At 63.0% G+C, this 21,350-nt stretch carries 24 protein-coding genes and 1 tRNA gene; 15 read left to right on the top strand and 10 right to left on the bottom strand.

Annotated features, from left to right (window positions below):
- Nucleotides 1-131: 131 nt before the first annotated feature.
- Nucleotides 132-1,496, top strand: a complete 1,365-nt coding sequence (mgtE, locus tag NKH97_RS03720) for a magnesium transporter (protein WP_352795454.1) — start codon at nucleotides 132-134, stop codon at nucleotides 1,494-1,496.
- Between the two features lie 66 nt (nucleotides 1,497-1,562).
- On the opposite strand, the gene gor is transcribed toward mgtE, so the two are convergent.
- From gor to rpiA, 3 genes are all read right to left on the bottom strand, one after another.
- Nucleotides 1,563-2,954, bottom strand: coding sequence for a glutathione-disulfide reductase (gor, locus tag NKH97_RS03715; protein ID WP_352795452.1), 1,392 nt, complete (start codon nucleotides 2,952-2,954; stop codon nucleotides 1,563-1,565).
- A 116-nt stretch (nucleotides 2,955-3,070) separates the two neighbouring features.
- Nucleotides 3,071-3,673, bottom strand: a complete 603-nt coding sequence (locus NKH97_RS03710) for a DUF2059 domain-containing protein (protein ID WP_127297192.1) — start codon at nucleotides 3,671-3,673, stop codon at nucleotides 3,071-3,073.
- The gene (gene rpiA, locus NKH97_RS03705; RefSeq protein ID WP_352677246.1) at nucleotides 3,660-4,391 is read right to left on the bottom strand and encodes a ribose-5-phosphate isomerase RpiA; all 732 of its coding nucleotides are present in this window, start codon (nucleotides 4,389-4,391) and stop codon (nucleotides 3,660-3,662) included. The genes NKH97_RS03710 and rpiA overlap by 14 nt, the downstream gene beginning before the upstream one ends.
- Before the next feature lie 319 nt (nucleotides 4,392-4,710).
- Between rpiA and NKH97_RS03700 the strand changes: the two genes are divergently transcribed.
- Both NKH97_RS03700 and NKH97_RS03695 read left to right on the top strand, forming a co-directional pair.
- Nucleotides 4,711-5,391, top strand: coding sequence for a phosphoglycolate phosphatase (locus NKH97_RS03700; RefSeq protein ID WP_352795449.1), 681 nt, complete (start codon nucleotides 4,711-4,713; stop codon nucleotides 5,389-5,391).
- A gap of 366 nt (nucleotides 5,392-5,757) precedes the next feature.
- Nucleotides 5,758-5,832 (top strand) — tRNA-Val (locus NKH97_RS03695).
- Nucleotides 5,833-5,881: 49 nt separating this feature from the next.
- Here the strand turns inward: NKH97_RS03695 and NKH97_RS03690 are convergent.
- Nucleotides 5,882-6,235, bottom strand: coding sequence for a hypothetical protein (locus NKH97_RS03690; RefSeq protein ID WP_352795448.1), 354 nt, complete (start codon nucleotides 6,233-6,235; stop codon nucleotides 5,882-5,884).
- A gap of 671 nt (nucleotides 6,236-6,906) precedes the next feature.
- Between NKH97_RS03690 and NKH97_RS03680 the strand changes: the two genes are divergently transcribed.
- Together NKH97_RS03680 and NKH97_RS03675 are read left to right on the top strand one after the other, a co-directional pair.
- A complete protein-coding gene (locus tag NKH97_RS03680; RefSeq protein ID WP_023813967.1) occupies nucleotides 6,907-7,164 on the top strand; it encodes a PepSY domain-containing protein in 258 nt (85 codons plus the stop codon).
- A gap of 219 nt (nucleotides 7,165-7,383) precedes the next feature.
- Nucleotides 7,384-7,869: a hypothetical protein gene (locus tag NKH97_RS03675; RefSeq protein ID WP_352795445.1), complete on the top strand. Its 486-nt coding sequence runs from the start codon at nucleotides 7,384-7,386 to the stop codon at nucleotides 7,867-7,869.
- A gap of 153 nt (nucleotides 7,870-8,022) precedes the next feature.
- On the opposite strand, the gene NKH97_RS03670 is transcribed toward NKH97_RS03675, so the two are convergent.
- The 3 genes from NKH97_RS03670 to NKH97_RS03660 all read right to left on the bottom strand — a co-directional run bounded on the left by NKH97_RS03670 (nucleotide 8,023) and on the right by NKH97_RS03660 (nucleotide 12,112).
- A complete protein-coding gene (locus NKH97_RS03670; protein WP_352795443.1) occupies nucleotides 8,023-8,913 on the bottom strand; it encodes an arginase family protein in 891 nt (296 codons plus the stop codon).
- Between the two features lie 345 nt (nucleotides 8,914-9,258).
- Nucleotides 9,259-11,157 carry a L,D-transpeptidase family protein gene (locus NKH97_RS03665; protein ID WP_352795441.1) on the bottom strand — a complete coding sequence of 633 codons (1,899 nt, stop codon included), beginning with the start codon at nucleotides 11,155-11,157 and terminating at the stop codon, nucleotides 9,259-9,261.
- 208 nt (nucleotides 11,158-11,365) lie between these two features.
- Nucleotides 11,366-12,112: a 3-oxoacyl-ACP reductase family protein gene (locus NKH97_RS03660; RefSeq protein WP_352795439.1), complete on the bottom strand. Its 747-nt coding sequence runs from the start codon at nucleotides 12,110-12,112 to the stop codon at nucleotides 11,366-11,368.
- Nucleotides 12,113-12,210: 98 nt separating this feature from the next.
- Between NKH97_RS03660 and NKH97_RS03655 the strand changes: the two genes are divergently transcribed.
- Both NKH97_RS03655 and NKH97_RS03650 read left to right on the top strand, forming a co-directional pair.
- A complete protein-coding gene (locus NKH97_RS03655; RefSeq protein ID WP_127297305.1) occupies nucleotides 12,211-12,825 on the top strand; it encodes a TetR/AcrR family transcriptional regulator in 615 nt (204 codons plus the stop codon).
- A gap of 108 nt (nucleotides 12,826-12,933) precedes the next feature.
- Nucleotides 12,934-13,329: a rhodanese-like domain-containing protein gene (locus NKH97_RS03650; protein WP_023813962.1), complete on the top strand. Its 396-nt coding sequence runs from the start codon at nucleotides 12,934-12,936 to the stop codon at nucleotides 13,327-13,329.
- Nucleotides 13,330-13,342: 13 nt separating this feature from the next.
- Here NKH97_RS03650 and NKH97_RS03645 read toward each other — a convergent pair whose 3' ends face one another.
- Nucleotides 13,343-14,251 carry an alpha/beta hydrolase gene (locus tag NKH97_RS03645; protein ID WP_352795437.1) on the bottom strand — a complete coding sequence of 303 codons (909 nt, stop codon included), beginning with the start codon at nucleotides 14,249-14,251 and terminating at the stop codon, nucleotides 13,343-13,345.
- Nucleotides 14,252-14,298: 47 nt separating this feature from the next.
- Here NKH97_RS03645 and NKH97_RS03640 point away from each other — a divergent pair, with 47 nt between their 5' ends.
- Entirely contained in the window at nucleotides 14,299-14,751 is a 453-nt protein-coding gene (locus NKH97_RS03640; protein ID WP_352795435.1) for a MarR family winged helix-turn-helix transcriptional regulator, read from the top strand.
- An 18-nt stretch (nucleotides 14,752-14,769) separates the two neighbouring features.
- Here NKH97_RS03640 and NKH97_RS03635 read toward each other — a convergent pair whose 3' ends face one another.
- Together NKH97_RS03635 and NKH97_RS03630 are read right to left on the bottom strand one after the other, a co-directional pair.
- Complete coding sequence (locus NKH97_RS03635) at nucleotides 14,770-15,381, bottom strand: pyridoxamine 5'-phosphate oxidase family protein (protein ID WP_352795433.1); 612 nt, start codon at nucleotides 15,379-15,381, stop codon at nucleotides 14,770-14,772.
- Between the two features lie 73 nt (nucleotides 15,382-15,454).
- The gene (locus tag NKH97_RS03630) at nucleotides 15,455-15,808 is read right to left on the bottom strand and encodes a gamma-butyrobetaine hydroxylase family protein (RefSeq protein ID WP_352795431.1); all 354 of its coding nucleotides are present in this window, start codon (nucleotides 15,806-15,808) and stop codon (nucleotides 15,455-15,457) included.
- Nucleotides 15,809-16,007: 199 nt separating this feature from the next.
- On the opposite strand from NKH97_RS03630, the gene moaA reads away from it, so the two are divergent.
- The 7 genes from moaA to NKH97_RS03595 all read left to right on the top strand — a co-directional run bounded on the left by moaA (nucleotide 16,008) and on the right by NKH97_RS03595 (nucleotide 21,287).
- On the top strand, nucleotides 16,008-17,003 hold the full coding sequence (gene moaA, locus NKH97_RS03625; RefSeq protein ID WP_031213805.1) for a GTP 3',8-cyclase MoaA: 996 nt from the start codon (nucleotides 16,008-16,010) through the stop codon (nucleotides 17,001-17,003).
- A gap of 56 nt (nucleotides 17,004-17,059) precedes the next feature.
- The gene (locus NKH97_RS03620; RefSeq protein WP_352442426.1) at nucleotides 17,060-17,563 is read left to right on the top strand and encodes a hypothetical protein; all 504 of its coding nucleotides are present in this window, start codon (nucleotides 17,060-17,062) and stop codon (nucleotides 17,561-17,563) included.
- Nucleotides 17,564-17,650: 87 nt separating this feature from the next.
- Complete coding sequence (locus NKH97_RS03615) at nucleotides 17,651-18,010, top strand: hypothetical protein (protein ID WP_352442425.1); 360 nt, start codon at nucleotides 17,651-17,653, stop codon at nucleotides 18,008-18,010.
- A 225-nt stretch (nucleotides 18,011-18,235) separates the two neighbouring features.
- The gene (locus tag NKH97_RS03610; RefSeq protein ID WP_023813954.1) at nucleotides 18,236-19,156 is read left to right on the top strand and encodes a DMT family transporter; all 921 of its coding nucleotides are present in this window, start codon (nucleotides 18,236-18,238) and stop codon (nucleotides 19,154-19,156) included.
- Between the two features lie 55 nt (nucleotides 19,157-19,211).
- On the top strand, nucleotides 19,212-19,838 hold the full coding sequence (gene mobA / locus NKH97_RS03605; protein ID WP_023813953.1) for a molybdenum cofactor guanylyltransferase MobA: 627 nt from the start codon (nucleotides 19,212-19,214) through the stop codon (nucleotides 19,836-19,838).
- Nucleotides 19,835-20,344 (top strand): molybdopterin-guanine dinucleotide biosynthesis protein B, encoded by a 510-nt coding sequence (gene mobB, locus NKH97_RS03600; protein WP_023813952.1) that lies wholly within the window; start codon nucleotides 19,835-19,837, stop codon nucleotides 20,342-20,344. The genes mobA and mobB overlap by 4 nt, the downstream gene beginning before the upstream one ends.
- 157 nt (nucleotides 20,345-20,501) lie before the next feature.
- Nucleotides 20,502-21,287: an ABC transporter substrate-binding protein gene (locus NKH97_RS03595; RefSeq protein WP_027036615.1), complete on the top strand. Its 786-nt coding sequence runs from the start codon at nucleotides 20,502-20,504 to the stop codon at nucleotides 21,285-21,287.
- Nucleotides 21,288-21,350: the final 63 nt, after the last annotated feature.

Here is a 21,350-nt window from a genome sequence, read left to right as displayed (position 1 = left end):
TAAAAACGCGAACCCGCAAGCGGAAAGGTCACCGCGCCATGCCTGGCGACAGTCACAGTCGAACGCAACAGCCGTCCGCCCTGACGTGACCTCACATGGTTCATGTCCTGCCGGACGGCAAGGAGTGAGCCATGAACGAATTTACCGCCGTAGCCAGCGACGAGGCCGTCGCGATTGCCCGTATCCTAGCCAACGATCACGTCGCCGACATTGTCGAGGCCCTGAACAGGGAGCCTCGAGAGACCGCGACGGAACTGCTCTGTGAAGTGACGTTCGAACGTCTGGTCGAGATCTTCGATCAGCCGGAACTCGACGGCGCGTCCGAACTCATGGAGGCGCTGCCGCGCGCCAAGGCGGGCAAGCTGCTCACCGCGATGTCGGTCGACCGTGCCGCCGACATCCTGCGCGAGCTGGAAGAGCCGGCCCGTTCCGAGCTGCTTGGCGGGCTTGCACCGCCGCTGCGCGCAACGCTGCTCTCCATCCTCGGCTATCCCGAAGGCAGCGCCGCATCGATCATGACGACGGAGTTCGTCAGCGTGCCCTCGGACTGGACCGTCGGGCAAACGCTAGACTACATCCGCAAGGTGGAGCGGACGCGCGAGACCGTGTATGCGATCTATATCGTCGATCCGCAAACGCACCTGCTTTTGCGCTCGACGGGCCTGCGCCGGCTGATCACCGGTGAGCCCGGCGATTCGATCATGACGGTGGCGCCGGATCATCTTCCGGTGACGGTCGGACCGCTGACCGATCGCGAAACCCTGGCGCAGACGATCTCCAAATACGATCTGCTCGCCGTTCCGGTCGTCGACCACGGCAAGATCCTCGGCATCGTCACCATCGACGACATCATCGACACGATGATCGCGGAGACGACCGAGGATGTGCACCGTTTCGGCGGCATGGAGGCGCTGGACGAGCCGTACATGAAGATGAGCTTCCTCGCCATGATCAAGAAACGTGGCGGCTGGCTGTGCGCGCTGTTCATCTCGGAGATGCTGACGGCCAACGCGATGCAGAGCTATGAGGGCGAGCTGGAGAAGGCGATCGTGCTGACGCTGTTCATCCCGCTGATCATGAGCTCGGGCGGCAATTCCGGCTCGCAGGCGACCTCGCTGGTCATCCGTGCGCTGGCGCTGCGCGAGATCGGTCTTGGCGACTGGTGGCGGGTGGCGCTGCGCGAGCTGCCCACCGGTCTCGTGCTGGGCGCCATGCTCGGCGTGGTCGGCGTCTGCCGCATTGCGCTGTGGCAATATATGGGCTTCTACGACTATGGCCCGCACTGGCCGCTGATCGCCACGACGGTGGGCGCGGCCCTCGTCGGCATCGTCACCTTCGGTTCGCTGTCGGGGTCGATGCTGCCGTTCGCCTTGAAACGTATCGGCTTCGACCCTGCCAGCGCATCGGCGCCGTTCGTCGCCACGCTGGTCGATGTCACCGGGCTGGTGATCTACTTCTCGGTGGCGCTGGTGATCCTGCGCGGCACGCTGCTGTAGCCGCTTCCTTATCTCCGCCGTGGCAAATACCTTGCTGCGGCGGAGTCCCGCGGTCCGGCTTTGCCGTCAATCCACCCGCGCGCCGTCCTTCACGCGATAGGTCGGCTTGTACATGGTGACCAGTTCTTCCGCCGCTGTCGGATGCACGGCCATTGTGCGGTCGAAATCGTCCTTGGTCAGGCCGGCCTTCAGCGGGATGCCGAGCAGCTGCGCCATCTCGCCGGCGTCCGGCCCCAATATGTGGGCGCCAAGCACTTTCTTCGACGCGCCGTTGACCACCAGCTTTATCAGCATCTTCTCATCCCGCCCGGACAGGGTGTGCCGCATCGGCCGGAATGTCGCGCGGTAGATCTCGATGTCGGGGAAGCGTTTGACGGCGTCGTCCTCCGACACGCCGACAGTGCCGATCTCCGGCTGTGAAAAGACGGCGGTCGCGATCGTCTCGTGATCGGGCGCGGTTGGATTTCCCTTGAAGGCGGTTTCAATAAAACACATCGCCTCGTGGATCGCCACCGGCGTCAGTTGCACGCGGTTGGTGACGTCGCCGATCGCCCAGATGCTGTCGATGTTGGTGCGGGAATATTGGTCGACGGCGATGGCGCCGGTCTTGGTCATCTCCAGTCCGATTCCTTCCAGGCCCATATTCTCGGTGTTGGGAATGCGGCCGATGGCCAGCATCACCTGGTCGACGGTCAGCACCTCGCCGCCGCTGACGAGCGCGTCGAGCCGGCCGTCCGGCCGCTTGCGGATCCATTCGGACACGGAATGGCAGAGGATTCTTATCCCCTTCTTTTCCATCGTTTCGTGCAGCATGCGCCGCAGGTCCATGTCGAACCGGCTGAGGATCTCCTTGCCGCGATAGACCAGCGTGGTGTCGACGCCGAGACCGTGAAAAATGTTGGCGAACTCGACAGCGATGTAGCCGCCGCCCTCGATCATGATCGCCTTGGGCAATTCCTTGAGGTCGAAAGCCTCGTTGGAAAAGATGCAATGTTCATGGCCGGGCAGCGCCGGATGCGGCGCCGGGCGGCCGCCCGTGGCAATCAGGATCTGGTCTGCTGTGACGGTGCGATCCTCACCCAGGAGATGCACGACATGCGGATCGACGATCATGGCGCGCGAGTGGAAGGTCTCGCCGCCGGCGCCCTCGACGTTCCTGACGTAGATCGCCTCCAGCCGGCTGATCTCGCGATCCTTGTTGGCGACCAGCGTCTGCCAGTCGAAACTGGCTTCCGGCACCGTCCAGCCATAGCCGGCGGCGTCGGCAAAGTGCTCGGGAAATTGCGAGGCATAGACATAGAGCTTTTTCGGCACGCAGCCGCGGATGACGCAGGTGCCCCCATAGCGGTATTCCTCGGCGATGCCGACACGCTTGCCGAGAGCCGCGGCGACACGCGCCGCCCTGACCCCGCCCGAACCGCCGCCGATGACGAAAAGATCGTAGTCGTAACCGGCCATGACGCGGCTCCCAAGCTTCAGAAATGTGTCAGACAGGTAGGCCGCAAACCGTCAAAAGAAAAGCCCGGACAGGCCGGGCTTTCGCGGGAGGCCGCAAGGCCATTTGAAATGCGGGATCAGTTGTTGTCCGCGGGGGCCGCGCCATCGGCGGGCGCTGCGCCATCGGCCGGAGCGGCGGCTCCGTCGGCGGGCGCGGCAGGTGCTGCCTGCGCCTTTGCCTTGGCGGCGGCGGCCAGCGTTTCGCCAACCTGCTGGGCGAGATCGCGGCCGAGGCCGTTCTGCCAGATGTCGGCTGCCTTGACCAGTTCGCGGGTCACCGTCGGGCCGCTATCGAGCAGCTTCTTGCCCGAATCGGAATTGTAGAAGGCGGCGATGTCGGCCAGTTCCTTTTCGGAGAACACTTTCGCGTAGGCGAGTGCTGCTTCCTTCTCGAGGTCGGCGCGGCGCGAGGCCAGCGCCAGCGCCTTCTCGCTGATCGTCTTGCCGATCAGTTCCTGCATGTCCGGGTTCTTCTGGATCAGCTGCGATTCGAGCGCCGCGGCTGCCTGCGGCAGGATGTTGTCGAACGGGTCGGTCGCGTGGATCGCAGCGACCGCCGCGCGGGCGGCCTTCAGGTGCGATTCCGTGACATCCTGCGAAAACGCCGGCGAAGAGAAGGCGAAAACGGCCGAGGCCGCCAGAAGGACGGAAAGGCTGCGAACCCGGTTATGCAACGTCATGATCGGTAGAACTCCCTGGTTTTCGGGCGGCATGGACGGTTTGGATACCGTCGCCGCCGGCGATGATGGCCGCTGAAGCCAGCCCGATGAAAAGACCATGCTCGACCACGCCCGGAATGGCGTGGAGAGCATTCGAAAGCGCTCTTGTATCCGGAATGCGGCCAAAAGATGCATCGAGGATAAAATGGCCGCCGTCTGTAACAAAAGCCTGCCCCCCCGTCATCCTCAATGTGACCGGCCCGGAAAGACCGAGCTTTTCAGCCGCTGCGGCAACCGCGATTTCAGTGGCGCGCAGGCCGAACGGATTGACCTCGATCGGCAGCGGAAAACGGCCGAGCGTCTCGACCATCTTGGAGCGGTCGGCGATGACGATCATGCGCTGGGACGCCGCGGCGACGATCTTCTCGCGCAGCAGCGCGCCGCCGCCGCCCTTGACCAAGGTCAGTTCCGGGTCGACTTCGTCGGCGCCGTCGACGGTGAGATCGAGCTCTGGCGTTTCCTCCAGCGTCGACAGCGGCACGCCAAGCTCGCGGCACAGCGAAGCGGTGCGCTCCGAGGTCGGCACGCCGATGACGGTCATGCCGGTGGCAACCTTTTCGGCAAGCAGCCGCACGAACTCTTCGGCCGTGGTGCCGGTGCCGATGCCGAGCCGCATGCCGTCGCTCACATGGGCGAGTGCCGCCCGCGCGGCTTCGACCTTCAACTGCCTTGCATTCATGTCGGTTGTTGCCCCGGAAATTCGCTGCCGGGCTCGTAGCATTTTTGCCGGTTCGATCAAAGCCCTGGACGGCGCTTCTCCAGGTCAGCCTGTATAGGAATTATTTCCTTGACCGGTGAGGGCAGCTATGCTACATTTTTGTCCATGGTGCTGATTTGCGCCACAACCCGCCGTCGAGGCGGGTTTTTTCATATAGGATGGCCCGCCGCGAATGTCCGGCCTGATGGGCAGGCCCCGCCTGAACGAACTGGCCCCGCGCTTGCCTTGACGCGCCGCAGCCGCTATCGCCTGCCCATTGCACACCTGCCCAGGACAGACCATGACCCGACCGATCATCGTGTTCGACCTCGACGGTACGCTGATCGACACAGCGCCGGACCTGCTCGACAGCCTGAACCACAGCCTGGCCGCCAGCGAGATCGCGGCGGTCGACGAAGCCGGCTTCAGGCGTTTTGTCGGTCACGGCGGCCGGGTGATGATCGAGCGGGCGCACGCCGCCCATCAGCGATCGCTCGATGTCGCGGAGCACGACCGGCTGCTGAAACTGTTCCTCGACCACTACACAATCAACATCCCCGGCAAATCGCGCCCCTACCCCGGTGTCGTCGAGGCGATCGCGCGCTTCGAAAAGGCCGGCTATCTCCTGGCCATCTGCACCAACAAATACGAAGCCAACTCGCTGGCGCTGATCGAGGCGCTCGGCCTGTCCAGGCATTTCGCGGCCATCGCCGGACAGGACACGTTCGCCTTCCGCAAGCCCGACCCGCGCCATCTGATCGAGACCATCAAGCTGGCCGGTGGCGACCCGCACTGCGCGCTGATGGTCGGCGATTCGCAAACCGACATCGACACGGCGAAAGCCGCTGGCATCCCGGTGGTGGCGGTCGATTTCGGCTACACCGACCGCCATGTCCGCGAATTCGAGCCCTCGGCGGTGATCTCGCATTTCGACGCCCTGACGCTCGGTCTGGCGCAGAAGCTGATTGCCGCCGCCGGGTAGTGACGGGGAGTGGCGCAGGCAATCGCATATGGGCAAAGGCTTGCGTCCTACGAATACCTCCACCCCTAACCCCTCCCCACAAAGGGGGAGGGAGATTCCGTCGGCGCTGATATCAGCAAATTTCCAACGTTCTCGACGCAAAAGGCGAGAGCGCGGCAGCTTCCCTCTCCCTTGTGGAGAGGGTTAGGGTGGAGGTCCTCTTCGCAAGAATCTATATTCGATAGCCTTGGGAAGCGGCCTGCCCCGCCTCGGCGACAACGCGGAAAGGACAGCAAATCCGATCCTTAGCGGAACGCCAGACAGCGCCTTGACTTCCCGCACCCGCCTCCCTTATATCGCGGCTCGCTTGGCCTTCGGGCAACGAGCGGGCGATTAGCTCAGCGGGAGAGCACACCCTTCACACGGGTGGGGTCGCAGGTTCAATCCCTGCATCGCCCACCAAAGTCCTTACGGCAGTCGGCGATGTCTGGTGGAGATGCACCAGACGCGATCAGCGCTTCATCGAGTGCAGGATGGCCTGCATGTGCTCTTCCAGGTCGAGTTCACCGCGAGCCTCAGCGGTCAACAGGTAATCGGCCTTGGCCCGGCGGTCGCCTCGGCTGATCGCCGGATAGGAGCAGATGGCCAGCGATGCTTCCTGTTCAATCCGGTCTGCCGTCTTGCGTTCGTTGCTGGTGCTGCCCGCTTGATGAACAACCCTGTGAAGCCCGACATAGCTGGCTTCATGGGCTCCGATCAGCGCCCGCAATTCGGGTGAGGCACCTTCCTCTTCGGCAAACGTCGGTTCAATGGCCGAGGCCACGGCGGTGAACGCAAGAAGTGTACGGCGGGTGATTTCGGGCATGCCTCATATCCTGCTCTCTGATCATGCAGGCACACCATAGCACCGGCGCAACGGTTCGAAGAGATGCTCAGGGACGCGACCGCACTGTCTGCTGACAGATGTATTCGCTTCCGTAGCCCGCCCGCCCAGCAGCCGGTGTGGCCTTAAGTCGCAATGATTGACTTCCGAAAAGCAGGGTTTCGGGCTTCATTGACGCTGCGATCAACACCATATGGTGATCCACAGCCCTCCAAAACGAGAGAAGCTCGCTTTGACGCGGTCGCACAGCGGTCGTCAGCCGGCAATGGCTATGAACCAGGAACTTGAAAAACCATGCCTGAAAACATCAGACCGATTTCGAAAGACGTCCCCCTCATTCAGCTAGGCCTCTATCAGTGCCGCTTCCCGGTGAGCGAAGACCGGTCGGTACCCGGCGGCTATCGTTTTTGTGCCGGGCCAACTTCGGCGGATCGCGTCTATTGCGATCACCACCACGGCATCGTGACCGCCGTCGACCCTCGTCGAACCCGTTCAGGTCTCCACCCCGCTCAACGACGCGCTGCGTAAGTTAAGCGGGCGGCGGCCCCATTCGGGCAGCTGCAAACCGGCGGACTGAATCGGCACGCATTCCAGCCGCGGAACAAACCGGCACGCCAGCGAGTTTCTCTCCGACGAAAACTTGAGGGAAAGCCATGTCCAGATTTCTGCCGGCGACCAGCGTCGCCGTTCTTCTCGCCGGCGCGCCGGCCTTGGCCGCGGACGACAAGCCGCTGCCGCCGCCCAATGCCAAGAAGCTGTCCGAGATCATCGCCAAGGTCGAGCAGCGCGACGGCTTTCGCTATGTGGACGAGGTCGACTGGGACAGCGGCGCCTACACCGTCACCTATTACACGGCGGACAAGGCGAAGGTCGAAATCACCTACGATCCTGTGACGGCGGAGCCGAAATAGGGTTCGCCGGCAGACATTTCGTTCCCGGCCGTGTCAGCGGCCATTCCCGGCGCGGGCGCCTCCCCTTGCGTCAGCGTCGCTTTGATGGCTGACTGTGCGCCAGAGCAGTTCACCGCTTCATGGAAACGGTGAACCGCTCTAACTCTTTGTTTTGGCGCAATTCCGGACGGAAACCGTTTCACACTTTTCCTGGAATTGCTCTGGGCGCCGCATTGGGGGATGGGGATGGCGACGGCAAAGCACGTGATGAAGCGCATATTGATGATGTTGGCCGGCTACTTCGTGTCGGTGCTGGTCGGCCTGATCGCCATCGCGGTGATCTATGGCGTGCTCAGCTCCTTGCCCAACGCGCCCAACTATTTCGACGCCATGGGCGTCTCGCCGATCGCGGTGCTGCTGGTGCCGCCGCTCGGCATGTTCGTCTATTTCCTGACCATCGTGGTGACCGCGCTGCAGACGCTGATCTTCGCGCTGATCGCCGAGTTCTTCTCGTTGCGCAATGTCCTGCTGCACATGGTTTTCGGCGCCGGCGCCGCGGTCGGCGGTTTCGCCCTGATCTGGCCGAGTGCACCGGAGGATATGGACCCGGAGCGTTGGGTCGACATCGGCATCATTGCCGCTGCCGGACTTGTCGCCGGGTTGCTCTATTGGCTGATCGCCGGGCGCGACGCCGGCTTCCGGCGGCCATTGTTCCAGCGCTACTAGCTTGCAGGCTCACAATCGCGAGCCCGGCATATCGGCTCATGCCGAGCCTGAAAGAAACAGATTCCGCCGCATTATGAAAGCCGCCAGTCGGAAAACGATCTCAAATCGGTCGCTCAGTGCGCCTTGCTGCCTGAGAGCAGCCATAGCTCGTCGTCATGGCGCTGCTGTTCCGAGCGCAGCGGCCAGTACGTCGGCGAGGCCGCGTCCGGCGCTGCCGTCCTCATCAAGGCGCGGATTGTAGATGGTGATCTCGAGGCCGACTGCCTTGCCGCTCGCCAAGGCAAGCCGGAGCGCAGCCGTCAGCTCGTCCCACGACAACCCGCCTAGCACGCGAAAATCGACAGCTGGCATGATGACGTCGTCGAGACAGTCGGCGTCGAGATGGATGAAGAAGCCGTCCAATTCAGCTCTCGTCAGGTGATCGATCGCTTCGCATGCGGCGGCCTCGATGCCCGTGGCGCGCACAGCGGGAAGGTCAAGCACCTTGAGCTCTTCGGGGAGCGGCTGGCTTCCGTACTCCTCCTGATCCTTGTGATCGCGATACGCGAAGGCGACAGCGTCTTCAGGGCGGACCAGAGGACCGCGACCTTCGATGTCGGTCAGGAGCGATGGACCGTAGCCGGTGACGAAGGCGAGGTCCATCGAGGCGCCCTCACCATTGGGTTCCGCCTCTGGCTGGAAGAAATCGGCGTTGCCGTCAATGAAGAGCAAGCCGTAGCGGCCGCGTCGTCGAAACGCGAGCGCCGAGCCCAGCACGATCGTGCAATCGCCGCCCAGCACCACTGGAAACCCGCCTGCGTCAAGCACCGCTTCCACGGCGTCGGCGAGCTGGGGCGACCACTGCGCAATTGCCCTGGCGTTCAGGGTGCCGGTCTCGGGATCGGGCGTCGGGTCCTTCGCAGGCACAGCCAGCCGCCCGGCGCGGCGCGCCTGGATGCGCTCCGCAAGGCCAAGGTCCAGGAGCCGGTCAGGCAAGCGCTCCACACCGTCGGTCGCCAGGCCCAGCGTGGAAGGGGCTTCGAGAATCGCATAATGGCTCGGCATAGGCGCCTCCATTAGTGACTATTTTGCGGAGTAGGTCAGGGCCTCTGTTTTGTGGCCGTGTGATCGCGAATGAAGGCCCTTCCATCTGAACGCTGAAGCGAAACGTGCCCACTTCCGTAGCTTGGTCGACCTTCGTCAGCCATCGGCAGAATGCCGACGATGGCAAAACACCGTCGCAGAATCGCTTCGATCGCTCAACATCGTTCGTCCCTACCGAAACAGGATCACAGTTGCGTTTTGAGCTTGTTCGATAACGGTAGCCGCCGCTCCTCGTTCCCTCTCAGCCGCCTTTCCGCTTTCGGTCATGCCGTATTTATGAGTTAACGGCCTACCGGAAGTCCTGGATCAACTCGAAGGCGAGCGAACCGCCTCCGTAGCGTCCAGAGCCTGCTTCAGGCGCGAATCGCGGTCGTAGACGTCGCCGAAATACTCGACCTTGCCGGACAGATCGGGCCATGCGGTGAAATAGGCGACATAGACCGGGATCGTGCGCGTCACATTCTCGGTCGCATGGCCGTGCTTCAGCTTCTCGGCGATATAGTCCACGGAGGTGCCAAGCACCGCCGCTGCCATGCCGCGCGGGTCCTGCAGCCGCACGCAGCCATGGCTGAGCGCGCGCATATCCCGCTGGAAGAATGATTTCTGCGGGGTGTCGTGCATGTAGATCGCGTGCTTGTTGGGGAACAGGATCTTCAACTCGCCCAGCGCGTTGGCCTCGCTCGGCTGCTGGCGAACGCTGTAGGGGATGTTGGAGCCATAGGCGCCCCAATTGACCGCCGACGAAGGAATGCGCTTGCCGCGCGAATCCGTCACCTCGTAGCCGGCCCGGTCGAGATAGCCCGGATCGTTGCGCAATCTCGGCAGCATCTCGTTGACGATGATCGACTGCGGCACGCCCCAATAGGGATGGAAATCGACCTGCTTGATCTGGTCGTAGAAGAAGGAGGTCTGGTTGGTGGTCCGGCCAACGACGACACGCGTCTTCAGCTTTTCCTCGCCATTGTCGATGTAGCTTGCGGTAAAGGCCGGCTGGTTGATGAAGACGCGCGGGCTGCCAAGATCGGAGGGCAGCCAGCGCAGTTCCTCCAGCGCCACTTCCACCTTCAGCAGCTTGTCGGCCTTGGATGTTCCGGCCAGCGTCGCGACGGTGCGCGGGCCGATGACGCCGTCGCCCTTCATGCCTGCCTTCTGCTGCACGGCCTTGATGACCGGGACCAGTTCCGGAACGTAGACGTCGCTGGTGGCCAGCCTGGACAGGATCTCGCCATAGGCGCCGCCCATCTCGTCATCGAGATTGCGCGCGATCAGGGTCAGCAGCTTCGGCAGTTCAGGGCTGGTTTCGCCCGGCTTCAGCAACAGCTTGGGGTCGACGACGATTTCGTTTTCAGCGCTGGCCTGCAGCGATTCCAGCTCGACGCGCAGCGCCTGGTATTCCGCATTCTGCGGATGCCGCGATTCGAGATAGGTGCGCACTTGCTGCGTATGCGCCAGCGTCCTCAGCACGCCTTGCAAGTCGAGCGGCTTGGCCGGAAAATCATAGTAGCCGGTCATGCGGTTGGGATCGACGCGGCCGTTCTGGGCGTCGTGGGCATAGCGCAGCACACGCGCGGAAAGCGCCATCTCGAAACGGACGAGCTCTTTCAGTTGCGCATTGGCATCGGCCGACGATGCGCCGGCAGCGGGCACTTCGACCGTATAGTCGGCGGGCGCGAGGCCATAGCTTGAAGCCTCGCCAAGCACCCGCACCGCATCCTGCGCGCGGCTGTTGAGGCTGGTTCCGCTTATCCAGATGAAATCCGGATTGGCCGAGTAATAGGCGATCAGCGCCTTGGCGATGTCGGGCTCGGCTAAGAGTTCGTAGTCGCCCAAGCTGGCAACCGCATCACGAAACGCAGCGCCCGTTGCCGACGGCACGAAAGCCGCATCCTGTGGCGTTGCCGGCTCTGGCGTCGGGGCCAGCGCCGAGAAGTCGACGCGAACCAGCCGGTCGGCCTTGTAGGTGTAGTAGGATGGGCTGCTGATTCTCGCACCGCCACCGCCACCGCCACCGCTGGCCGGAGCCTTCGGCTTTGGCTTGTGCTTCGGTGGCGGGGGCGGAAACTCGCCTTTCGGCGCATGCTTGACGCCGCCGCCGAAAAGCATGTCGAAGAGCCCCTGCGCGCCTGCCTGGGGTACACCGAAAGCCAGCGTTGCCGTGATTGCCATCAGCGGCATCACGGTTGCTTTGTTTCCGAGGAATTTCATGAATCACCCGCTCCGGCCGCAACCGGTTCCCGTTCCGCACGCTAGATCGTCCCGCTCACCGCATGGCGGATGTAAGGCGCGACTATACTGATTCATACCGATTTCGTTAAGCTTTCATAAATTTTGGAAAGCCTGTTGCAGAACGGTTTCACAAGATCGTGACGGCTGGAGCGGAGGGTTGTTCCGCCCCAGCCGGAAATCTCTCGGATCAGGCGTTGGCGCCGCCATCGATGGTCAGGGCAGCGCCGGTGACGAAGCGGCCTTCAGGGCCTGCAAGCCAGGCGACCATACCGGCAATGTCATCGGCCTTGCCGAAACGCGGTGTTGCCATCTTCCGGCGCTGATGCTCGGCGTGCGGGCCGTCGGCCGGGTTCATGTCGGTGTCGGTCGAACCGGGGTGGACGACGTTGGCGGTGATGCCGCGCGCGCCGAGGTCGCGCGCCAGCGCCTTGGTCAGGCCGACCAGCGCCGCCTTGCTGGCTGAATAGGCCGTGAGGCTGCCGTCGGTCGCCCTCTCGGCAAGGTTGCTGCCAATCGAGATGATCCTGCCGCCCTCACCCATATGCACGGCCGCCGCCTTCGAGGCGATGAATGGAGCCCGGAGATTGACCTCCATGGTCTCGTCGAAATCTGCGAGCGACAGCGTGTCGATGGGGGCGGCCCGCCAGATGCCGGCGCTGTTGACCAGGATGTCGAGCCGGCCAAAAGCGGTCACTGCGTCGTAGACGGCCTTTTCTATAGCCACCGCATCGCGGTTGTCGGCCCTGATCGCGATGGCGCGGCCGCCCTTGGCCTTGATTTCGGCCACAACCGAGCGAGCCTGCTCCTCGCCATGCACATAAGTCAGAGCGACACTGGCGCCGTTGGCCGCGAGCCGTCGCGCAATCGCCGCACCGATGCCGCGACTGCCGCCGGTGACGAGCGCGGCCTTGCCGTTCAATTTGCTGGAAGACATCAAATTCTCCTTTTGTAACGATCGATACATAAATATCTGTCAGCCTTGCCCGTCGGCGTCAACTTAATTATGTATCGATCAACACAGAAAAGAGCATCATGTCGGAACGAGGCCGTCCCCGCACCTTCGATCGAACCGCAGCCCTGCGACGTGCGATGCAGGTGTTCTGGGCGCGTGGCTACGAAGGCGCATCGATGAGCGAGCTGACCGCCGCCATGGGCATCAACTCGCCCAGCCTCTACGCCGCCTTCGGCAGCAAGGAGGCGCTGTTCCTGGAGGCGACGGATTTTTACTCGCACACCGAGGGTGCCGACATCTGGCTGGCATTGGACGAGGCTCCGACCGCGCGGCAGGCGATCGAACAATTCCTGAGCCTGACGGCGAAGGCCTATGCGCAGAGCGATCGTCCGCAGGGCTGCCTGATCACGCTCGGCGCGCTGCATCAGGATTCGAGCCGAGGCGCCATCTGCGACGATCTGCGCCGTCGTCGTGCCGAAAACCACACCGCCCTGCGGAAGCGTCTCGAGCGCGGCGTTGCCGAAGGCGAATTGCCGGCGAATTTCGATGCGAGCGCCGCCGCGACTTTCTTCGCCACGGTCCAGCACGGCATGTCGATCCAGGCACGCGACGGCGCCTCGCACGATGCCCTGCTGGCGACGGTTGCCGGGGCCATGGCGGCCTGGAGGACGCTGGCCGGCGGCAACGCGGCGTGACAAACGCCGGCTGGTGTGCTCGAAATTCTGACTTGCCAGCAATGCTAGGGCCGGCAAGGCCGGGAGGCCAGCAATGCTAGGGCCGGCAAGGCCGGGAGGGATGAGAGTGTGAAAAAGGGTTATCGCGAGCTGCTGGACGAGGCGAACGCCGTGATCGAGGTGGTTTCGCCGGAGGAAGCGGCCGGGCTGCTCGACGATGAAGACACGATCTTCGTCGATCTGCGCGATCCACGCGAAGTGGAACGCGACGGCAAGATTCCCGGCGCCAAGCATGTCACGCGCGGCATGCTGGAGTTCTGGATCGACCCCGAAAGCCCTTACCACAAGCCGTTCTTCGCCTCGGGAAAGAGCTTCGTGTTCTTCTGCGCCGGCGGCTGGCGCTCGGCGCTGGCCACAAAGACGGCGCAGGACATGGGGCTTTCGCCGGTCAAGCACATCCTTGGCGGCTACACCGCCTGGAAGGCGGCTGGACTGCCGGTCGAACCCGGCGAGAAGAAGAAATAATTTCGACCGCCGCTCAATGCAGCAGCGATGGCTCGCGATGCGTCACGAATCCGACCGCGCGTTCGACCACACCCTTGTCGGCGAGAATGCGGCGGTGGCCGAGCCCATCGGCCCAGTAGAGCCGCACATGGCCGCCGGCGCCGGCATAGCGCCTTGCATGATCGGCCGAGACTTCGCGGTCGTCCTGCGCGTGGATGACCAGGGTCGGCACCGGGGCCTGGGCAAGCTGGCGGTCACCGGTGAATTCGTGCAGCGGCCGGCCGGAAAGATGCTCGACCCGGTCCGCCATGGCGGCTTGCGAGCGCGGGCCGACATTCAACATATGACTGAAGTCGGCAAAGATCGCCGGCAGTGAACTTGGCGCCGCGATCAGCACCAGGCGTCCGGCCGCCAGCGGCGGGATGTTCTTGACCGAACCGGCGATGGCGTTGGCGGCAACGGCGCCGCCGAAGGAATGGCCGACGGCTGCCACGAAGGGGCCGAACCACTCGCCGGCAATTCGCACCGCATCCACGGCATTGACCATGTTCAGGCGCCGGCCCTGCGACTGGCCGTGGCCGGGCAGGTCAAGCGAAACGACCCTGTAGCCGGCGGCGCGATAGCCTTCGATCAAGGCGCGCATATATTCGGTGCGCGAGCGCCAGCCATGGACGACGAGCACCGTGCCGGCGGCCGCCCTGCCCGGCTCGGGCCGGAACTCGTGCACCATGACGCAGCCGGTCGCGGTCTTCAGCCGGTGATGACGCGCCTCGGTCATGAACCCGGCCGCACGCTCGACAGCGCGGCGCTCGCCATCGCTGAGCGCCTTGACATTCGGGGTGCGGCAGAACAATTCGAACGCCGCGCGTCCGCTAAGCCGCGGCGCGACACGCTCTGCCGCACCGAACACGCCCCGGATGACCTTCAGCCCGAATGATGCCATAGTGAAAATCCATCCATACGTTCAAGCATGAACATAATAGTTCAAAGATGAACAATAAACAAGAGCTGCCTTGGGACAACCCCCGTTTCCGCAACTGGGTCGCGGTGGCGCGCGCATGCCATGTGCTGGAGCGCACGCTCGCGGTGAAGCTTGCACCGCTCGATTTGAAACCGGCGCAGCTCGACGTGCTGATGAACCTCTATCGCCACCCCGGCATGTCGCAGCACGATCTTGCCCGCAAGCTGCTCGTCGGCCGCTCCAACATCACCATGCTTTTGCCGCAGCTGGAAGCGCGTGGCCTGCTACGCCGCGAAGGCGACGAGAAGGACAAGCGCATCCTGCGGCTCGCGCTCACCAAGGCCGGCGAGGCGCTGCTGATGCAGGCGCTGAAAGTGCATATGGCGCTGATCGAGAAGGCGATGAGCCAGTCGACACCGGAACAATGCGACATGATCGGCGATCAGATGCGCAAGATCTATGATGTGCTGAAGGAAGCGTGACGGCCTTTCAGCCTGGACCTACCACATCGTCTTCTTCGCCCGTTCCGGCCATTCCTTGTCGTAGGTTTCGCCGTCGATGTTCCTGCGGCTGGTGATTTCCAGGATCTGTCCGGCCGTCGGCAGCGACTTCGGGTCGACGTGCCTTGCCGCGTTCCAGAGCTCGGAGCGGACGATGGCCCGGGCGCATTGGAAATAGACCGAATCGATGTCGACGACGGTCACCGATCGCGCCGCCTTGCCGTCCACCGTGAATGATGCGCACAGCGCCGTATCCGTGGTGATATGAGCGCGGCCGTTGACGCGCAGCGTCGTGCCGGAGCCCGGCACCAGGAACAGCAGGCCGACGCGTGGGTCGCAAATGATGTTTTTCAGCGAATCGGCGCGGTTGTTGCCGCGTCGGTCCGGCATCATCAGGGTTTTCGGATCATGGATGCGCACGAAGCCGGCGAGATCGCCGCGCGGCGAACAGTCCAGCCCCTCCGGTCCGCCGGTCGCCAGCGCGACGAAGGGCGAGGCTTCGATGAAGGCGGCATATTCGGGAATGATTTGGTCGAGTTCCTTGACCAGCGAGGCCTCGCCTGGAACGCCATAAAGCGCCTCGAGTTGCTCGACCGTGGTGATGACGGACATGTTTTCGCCTCCAAACCTTTGCCGGCGCTACGCCATCTCGATGACGTTTTGACGACAGCGAGGGGAATCAATTTTAGCGGTCCCGGCTCAGGCCCTTTTCCGCAAGCTCGGCGAGATAGGCCTCCCAGCGCGCATCCTTCTCGTGGCCGAGTGTGTGCAGGTAATTCCAAGTGAAGATGCCGGTGTCGTGGAAATCGTCGAAGGTGATGCGCACGGCGTAGTTGCCGACTGGCTCGATCTTGAGAATGGCGACATTGCGCTTGCCGGGAATCGTCACCCGCTGTTCGGGCGAATGGCCCTGCACCTCGGCCGATGGCGAGGCGACGCGCAGCAGTTCCGCCGGCAGTTCGAACGGCCGATGGTCGGGAAAGGTGACGGACAGAAGTTTGCGGTCCTTGGAGACCCTGAGCTCCTTCGGTGCGGTCATGCTGTTCGATCCTGTGTCATCCACCCTTCCCTACGCCGCTTCGCCAAACGGGAAAAGAGCTGATGAGACCGACCGACATGCGATGTCGGCTGAGGGATGTTACCAAAGATCGAGAGGCGGTATCTTGAATGAATGGCCGGATCGTATCACATAGCGGTATATAACGAAGCCGTTCACGGCCACGGGAAGCGCTTGAAGCATGGACATGATTGATCCTTTCGGCCGCACGATCAGCTATCTCCGCGTGTCGGTCACCGACCGCTGCGATTTCCGCTGCACCTATTGCATGGCCGAGGACATGGCCTTCCTGCCGAAGAAGGACCTGCTGTCGCTGGAAGAGCTCGATCGGCTGTGCACGGTTTTCATCGAAAAGGGCGTCAGGCGGTTGCGCCTGACTGGCGGCGAGCCGCTGGTGCGCAAGAACATCATGCATCTGGTGCGCCAGCTGTCGCGGCATCTCGCCAGCGGCGCGCTGGAAGAACTGACGCTGACCACCAACGGCTCGCAGCTGTCGCGCTTTGCCGCCGAACTCGCCGATTGCGGCGTGAAGCGCATCAACGTGTCGCTCGATACGCTCGATGCCGACAAGTTCCACAAGATCACCCGCTGGGGCCATCTCGACAAGGTCATGCAAGGCATCGATGCCGCGCAGGCGGCGGGGCTGAAGGTCAAGCTCAACGCGGTGGCGCTGAAGGATTTCAACGACGCCGAGCTGCCCGAGATGATGCGCTGGGCGCATGGCCGCGGCATGGACCTGACGGTCATCGAAACCATGCCGATGGGCGAGATCGATGCCGACCGCACCGACCAGTATTTGCCGCTGTCGCTGCTGCGCGCGTCGCTGGAACGCCAGTTCACGCTGACCGACATTCCCTTCAAGACCGGCGGCCCGGCCCGCTACGTCCAGGTCGCCGAGACCGGCGGACGGCTCGGCTTCATCACGCCGATGACGCATAATTTCTGCGAAAGCTGCAACCGCGTCCGGCTGACCTGCACCGGCACCCTCTATATGTGCCTGGGCCAGGAAGATGCCGCTGACCTGCGCGCGCCCTTGCGCGCCTCCGAAGGCAACGAGCTGGTCGCCGAAGCGATAGACGAAGCGATCGGCCGCAAGCCGAAAGGCCATGACTTCATCATCGACCGCCGCACCAGCCGCCCATCGGTATCGCGCCATATGAGCGTCACCGGCGGCTGATCTTCCCGCCGATCTGTGCAAGAATTGCCGTGCGGTCATCGACTTCGGGGCAAGACATGCGGCGGTTCTTTTCATTCGGGACGTTTTTCGCTGCGATCGCGGCGAGCACGGCAATTGCCGCGCCGTTCACCTATGTGAACGAGCGCTTCGGCACCGTCTGCACCTTTCCCGAGGAAATCTTCACCGAGCACCAGCCCGAGCCCGACAATGGCGACGGGCAGCAATGGCTGAGTGCCGATGGTGCCAGCCTGATCTGCTCGGGCATCCTCAACATCGACGACGATACGCCGAAAGGCTTTGTCGCGGCGCAGAAGGCGAGCAACGAGCCGGGCTACAAGGTGACCTACAGCAGGGCCGGAAAGGACTGCAGTGCTGTCGGGCTTGAAGGAAGGAAAGATCTTTTACGAGCGGCGCCTATTTGGTGGAGATGGCGTCATCCGCACGGTATGGGTCGATTACCCTCCGGCCCTGAAGTCGAAATACGACCCGCTGGTCGGCGCCATTGCCGGCAGTCTCAAGGGGCCATGAACGTTTCGAACCACACCCCAGAAAAAGTCTAGTTCGCGAACCGCAGCCGGATTTACGGCCAGTCTGTTCCAGCCTAGCCTTTCCCTGGAAGCGGCTCTTCGCTCACAGGGGAATACATCATGCGCAAACTCGTTCTTTCTCTGGCCTTGCTTGGTCTCGCGGCCGCGCCCGCAACGGCGCAGTCGATCGGCGGCACCTATACCGTCGCCGGCACCAACTTCGACGGCTCGGCCTACGGCGGCGAAGCCACCATCACGCTGACCAGCGGGACGACCTGCGCGATCCATTGGGAAACCGGTGGCTCATCTTCCGACGGCATCTGCATGCGCAACGATGACGCCTTCTCGGCCGGCTATGTCATGGGCAAGGATATCGGCCTCGTCGTCTACAAGATGACGGACGACGGCTCGCTGCATGGTCTGTGGACCATCGCCGGCAAGGAAGGCAATGGCACCGAGGTGCTGACGCCGAAGAAGTAAGTTCTGCCGCCATTGCAGGTGATCTTCTGGGCCACAAACAAGGCTGTGGCCCAGCCCTTTGCTGTTGCTGTTTCATGCCCGGCTGTTACAGGCTTGCTGCCTAAAGCGCGTCGCGTTTGAACGGATTCAGGTGACGCGCTTTAGGTCTTTGTTTCTTATGCATGCCGTTTCCCAAAAATCGAGGTCACTTTTGGGCGACATGCATTAGCAGAACCGGTAGCCGTCTTGCCCCTGTCACCAAATATTCGCGGCGCGTTGTTCATGATGGTGGCGATGGCCGGCTTCTGCCTCAACGACGCCATCACCAAATACTCGTCACAATCGATGAACATGGCGCAGGTCATGTTGATCCGTGGGGCTTTCGCTTCGCTTTTCGTTGGCTTGCTCGCCTGGCAGCGCGGCGCGCTCGCCCGCCCGGGCTCGATGCTGCAGCCTCTGGTGGCCCTGCGCGTGATCAGCGAGGCCGGTGCCACGGTGAGTTTTCTCGTCGCCCTCGCCCATTTGCCGATCGCCAATGTTTCGGCGGTGCTGCAGGCGCTGCCACTGGCGGTGACGATGGGGGCCGCGCTCGTCTTTGGCGAGGCTGTCGGCTGGCGGCGCTGGCTGGCCATCGCCATCGGATTTGCCGGCGTGCTGATCATCGTGCGGCCTGGCTTCGAAGGGTTCAGCATCTACTCGCTGGCGGCGCTGGCCAGCGTTGCCTGTTGTGCGGTGCGCGATCTCGCCACCAAGCAAATTCCCAAGGCCATTCCGACATTGCTGGTGTCGACGGCAACCGCGCTTGCCATGACCATCGTCGGTGCGGCGCTGTTGCCGGCAATGGGCGGCTGGACGCCGATGACGGGGGACAGCACAGCCCTGCTGGCCCTGGCGGCGGTGCTGGTGCTGATCGGCTACCAGTTCATCATCATGGCGATGCGGGCGGGCGACATCTCCTTCATCGCGCCGTTCCGCTATACGGCCCTGATCTGGTCGATCCTGCTTGGCCTGTTCATCTTCGCCGATATCCCCGATCCGCCGATGATCGTCGGCGCCACCATCATCATCGGCTCGGGCCTCTATGCGCTCTACCGCGAGCGGGTCGCCGGCCGGCGCAAGATCGTCGCCGAAAGCACGGGGCCGAGCATGGTTCCGGACGGAATCTAGCCAGATCATTGAAGGTTCTTGTGATTTCCGACGGCTGGCGTACAGGCTTCGTGGCATGAAGCGAGACATTGCGGGGATCATCCTGGCCGGTGGCCAGTCGAGACGGATGGGCGGCGGCGACAAGAGCCTGTTGCCGCTTGGCGATGGCTGCCTGCTTGACCAGGTCGTGTCGCGCTTCACCCCGCAAATAGAATCGCTGGCGCTCAGCGCCAATGGCGATCCTGCACGATTCCTGCGCTTTGGACTGCCGGTGCTTGCCGACAGCGTGCCCGGCTTTGCCGGGCCGCTCGCCGGAATCCTGACCGGCCTCGAATGGGCCGCGGCCAATACGTCTTGCAAAGCGATCGTCAGTGCTGCCGGCGACACGCCTTTCCTGCCGTTGAACCTTGTCGAGCGTCTGGCAGCGGCCGCCGATCAAAGTCCCGGTTCGATTGCCGTTGCCTGCTCGGCCGGCAAGCGGCACCCGACCTTCGCGCTCTGGCCGCTCGGCTGCCGCGATGCCTTGCGGCACTTTCTGGTCGACGAGGATATCAGGCGGGTTTCGGCTTTCATCGACCGGCACGGTTTTGTCGAGGTGGAATTCCCTGTTCTGCAATCGGCGGGGGTCGACCCTTTCTTCAACATCAACGATCCGGACGATCTTGTGTCTGCCGAGCGTCTGTTGCAGAGCATCAAGCCATGAACAGACGCGTCTTCGGCATCACCGGCTGGAAGAATTCCGGCAAGACGACTTTGACCGAAAGGCTGGTCACCGAACTTGTCCGGCGCGGCTGGAAAGTCTCGACGGTGAAACACGCCCATCATGATTTCGACATCGACAAACCGGGCGCCGACAGTTTTCGCCACCGGCAGGCTGGCGCCACCGAAGTCGCGATCGTCTCCGGCGTTCGCTGGGCACTGATGCACGAGCTGCGCGGCGAGGACGAGCCGACATTGGAGACTGTCCTGTCGCGGCTTGCCCCTTGCGACCTTGTGCTGGTCGAGGGCTACAAGCGCGAAGCCCATGACAAGATCGAAACCCGCCGGCTGGATGCGAAGGACCGTACGCCGCTTTCGGCGGAGGATCCCAACATCGTCGCTGTCGCCGCCGATTTTGCGATTGAAGGCGAGCTGCTGCCGGTATTCGATCTCGACGATGCAAAATCGATAGCCGACTTCATCGAGCGCACCACTGGGCTCGTTGCTTGAGCGCTGACGCAACGGCAGAATAGCCTTGCCCATTTTTACGGTTTTGCAGTTGCTTTTTTCTTGGAAAGAGTGGGAGTATCGCGCCAGCGGGCGGTCAAAAGCACCGCCCCACAGAGCCGTTCGGAACGACGGCCGGGACCATAAAGAGAGGACCATCATGCGTATTTCACTGCGTATCGCGCTTGCCGCATCGGCCGCGCTGCTGACGCTCGGCGTCGCCCAGGCCCAGGAAAAGACCCTGAGGATCGGCACCGAAGGCGCCTACCCACCATTCAACAATCTCACGGCCGATGGCCAGCTCGTGGGCTTCGACATCGACATCGCCAAGGCGCTTTGTGACGAGATGAAGGTCAAGTGCACCTTCGTCGCCCAGGATTGGGACGGCATCATTCCCGCCCTTCAGGCCGGCAAGTTCGACGCCATCGTCGCCTCGATGTCGATCACGCCGGAGCGGATGGAAAAGGTCGACTTCTCGCACAAATACTACAACACGCCGTCGGCTCTCGCCGTGCCGAAGGACAGCACGCTGAAAGGCGTGACCAAGGAAGATCTCGCCGGCAAGACCATCGGCGTCGCCACCACCACGACGCATTTCAACTATGCCTCGAAGACCTACACCGACAGCACCGTGAAGGGCTATCCGAGCAGCCCCGAGGAGCAGGCAGATCTTGCCAATGGCCGTCTCGACGCCATCGAGGACGATATTGTCGTGCTGCAGCAGTTTCTGGATTCGCCTGACGGCGCCTGCTGCAAGATCCTCGGCCAACCTTCGCCGCAGCCGGTCGAGATCTTCGGGCCTGGCGCCGGTATTGCCGTGCGCAAGGGCGAAACCGACCTGGTCAACAAGCTCAACTCGGCCATCGACGCCATTCGCGCCAATGGAAAATACAAGGAAATCAACGACAAGTACTTCAAGTTCGACGTCTACGGCGCCGAGTCCTGATAAATACGGTCAAGACGGCGGGGAATTCCCCCGCCGTCTTCTGTTCATCTTGGGAATGCCGTG

Origin of the sequence: Mesorhizobium sp. M0870 (assembly GCF_040319775.1) — a bacterium.
GTDB lineage: Bacteria > Pseudomonadota > Alphaproteobacteria > Rhizobiales > Rhizobiaceae > Mesorhizobium.
This window is presented reverse-complemented; position numbering and strand designations above follow the sequence as displayed.

Bases quoted from the DNA above. Each gene is read 5' to 3' on its own strand.
- NKH97_RS03655 (WP_127297305.1), top strand. From the start codon at position 12,211: ATGTCGGAACGAGGCCGTCCCCGCACCTTCGATCGAACCGCAGCCCTG.
- NKH97_RS03615 (WP_352442425.1), top strand. From the start codon at position 17,651: ATGCGCAAACTCGTTCTTTCTCTGGCCTTGCTTGGTCTCGCGGCCGCG.
- NKH97_RS03630 (WP_352795431.1), bottom strand. From the start codon at position 15,808: ATGACCGCACCGAAGGAGCTCAGGGTCTCCAAGGACCGCAAACTTCTG.
- NKH97_RS03710 (WP_127297192.1), bottom strand. From the start codon at position 3,673: ATGACGTTGCATAACCGGGTTCGCAGCCTTTCCGTCCTTCTGGCGGCC.
- NKH97_RS03690 (WP_352795448.1), bottom strand. From the start codon at position 6,235: ATGCCCGAAATCACCCGCCGTACACTTCTTGCGTTCACCGCCGTGGCC.
- rpiA (WP_352677246.1), bottom strand. From the start codon at position 4,391: ATGAATGCAAGGCAGTTGAAGGTCGAAGCCGCGCGGGCGGCACTCGCC.
- gor (WP_352795452.1), bottom strand. From the start codon at position 2,954: ATGGCCGGTTACGACTACGATCTTTTCGTCATCGGCGGCGGTTCGGGC.
- NKH97_RS03675 (WP_352795445.1), top strand. From the start codon at position 7,384: ATGGGGATGGCGACGGCAAAGCACGTGATGAAGCGCATATTGATGATG.
- NKH97_RS03640 (WP_352795435.1), top strand. From the start codon at position 14,299: ATGAACAATAAACAAGAGCTGCCTTGGGACAACCCCCGTTTCCGCAAC.
- NKH97_RS03620 (WP_352442426.1), top strand. From the start codon at position 17,060: ATGCGGCGGTTCTTTTCATTCGGGACGTTTTTCGCTGCGATCGCGGCG.
- mobA (WP_023813953.1), top strand. From the start codon at position 19,212: ATGAAGCGAGACATTGCGGGGATCATCCTGGCCGGTGGCCAGTCGAGA.
- NKH97_RS03660 (WP_352795439.1), bottom strand. From the start codon at position 12,112: ATGTCTTCCAGCAAATTGAACGGCAAGGCCGCGCTCGTCACCGGCGGC.
- moaA (WP_031213805.1), top strand. From the start codon at position 16,008: ATGGACATGATTGATCCTTTCGGCCGCACGATCAGCTATCTCCGCGTG.
- NKH97_RS03680 (WP_023813967.1), top strand. From the start codon at position 6,907: ATGTCCAGATTTCTGCCGGCGACCAGCGTCGCCGTTCTTCTCGCCGGC.
- NKH97_RS03635 (WP_352795433.1), bottom strand. From the start codon at position 15,381: ATGTCCGTCATCACCACGGTCGAGCAACTCGAGGCGCTTTATGGCGTT.
- NKH97_RS03700 (WP_352795449.1), top strand. From the start codon at position 4,711: ATGACCCGACCGATCATCGTGTTCGACCTCGACGGTACGCTGATCGAC.
- mgtE (WP_352795454.1), top strand. From the start codon at position 132: ATGAACGAATTTACCGCCGTAGCCAGCGACGAGGCCGTCGCGATTGCC.
- NKH97_RS03595 (WP_027036615.1), top strand. From the start codon at position 20,502: ATGCGTATTTCACTGCGTATCGCGCTTGCCGCATCGGCCGCGCTGCTG.
- NKH97_RS03665 (WP_352795441.1), bottom strand. From the start codon at position 11,157: ATGAAATTCCTCGGAAACAAAGCAACCGTGATGCCGCTGATGGCAATC.
- NKH97_RS03645 (WP_352795437.1), bottom strand. From the start codon at position 14,251: ATGGCATCATTCGGGCTGAAGGTCATCCGGGGCGTGTTCGGTGCGGCA.
- mobB (WP_023813952.1), top strand. From the start codon at position 19,835: ATGAACAGACGCGTCTTCGGCATCACCGGCTGGAAGAATTCCGGCAAG.
- NKH97_RS03670 (WP_352795443.1), bottom strand. From the start codon at position 8,913: ATGCCGAGCCATTATGCGATTCTCGAAGCCCCTTCCACGCTGGGCCTG.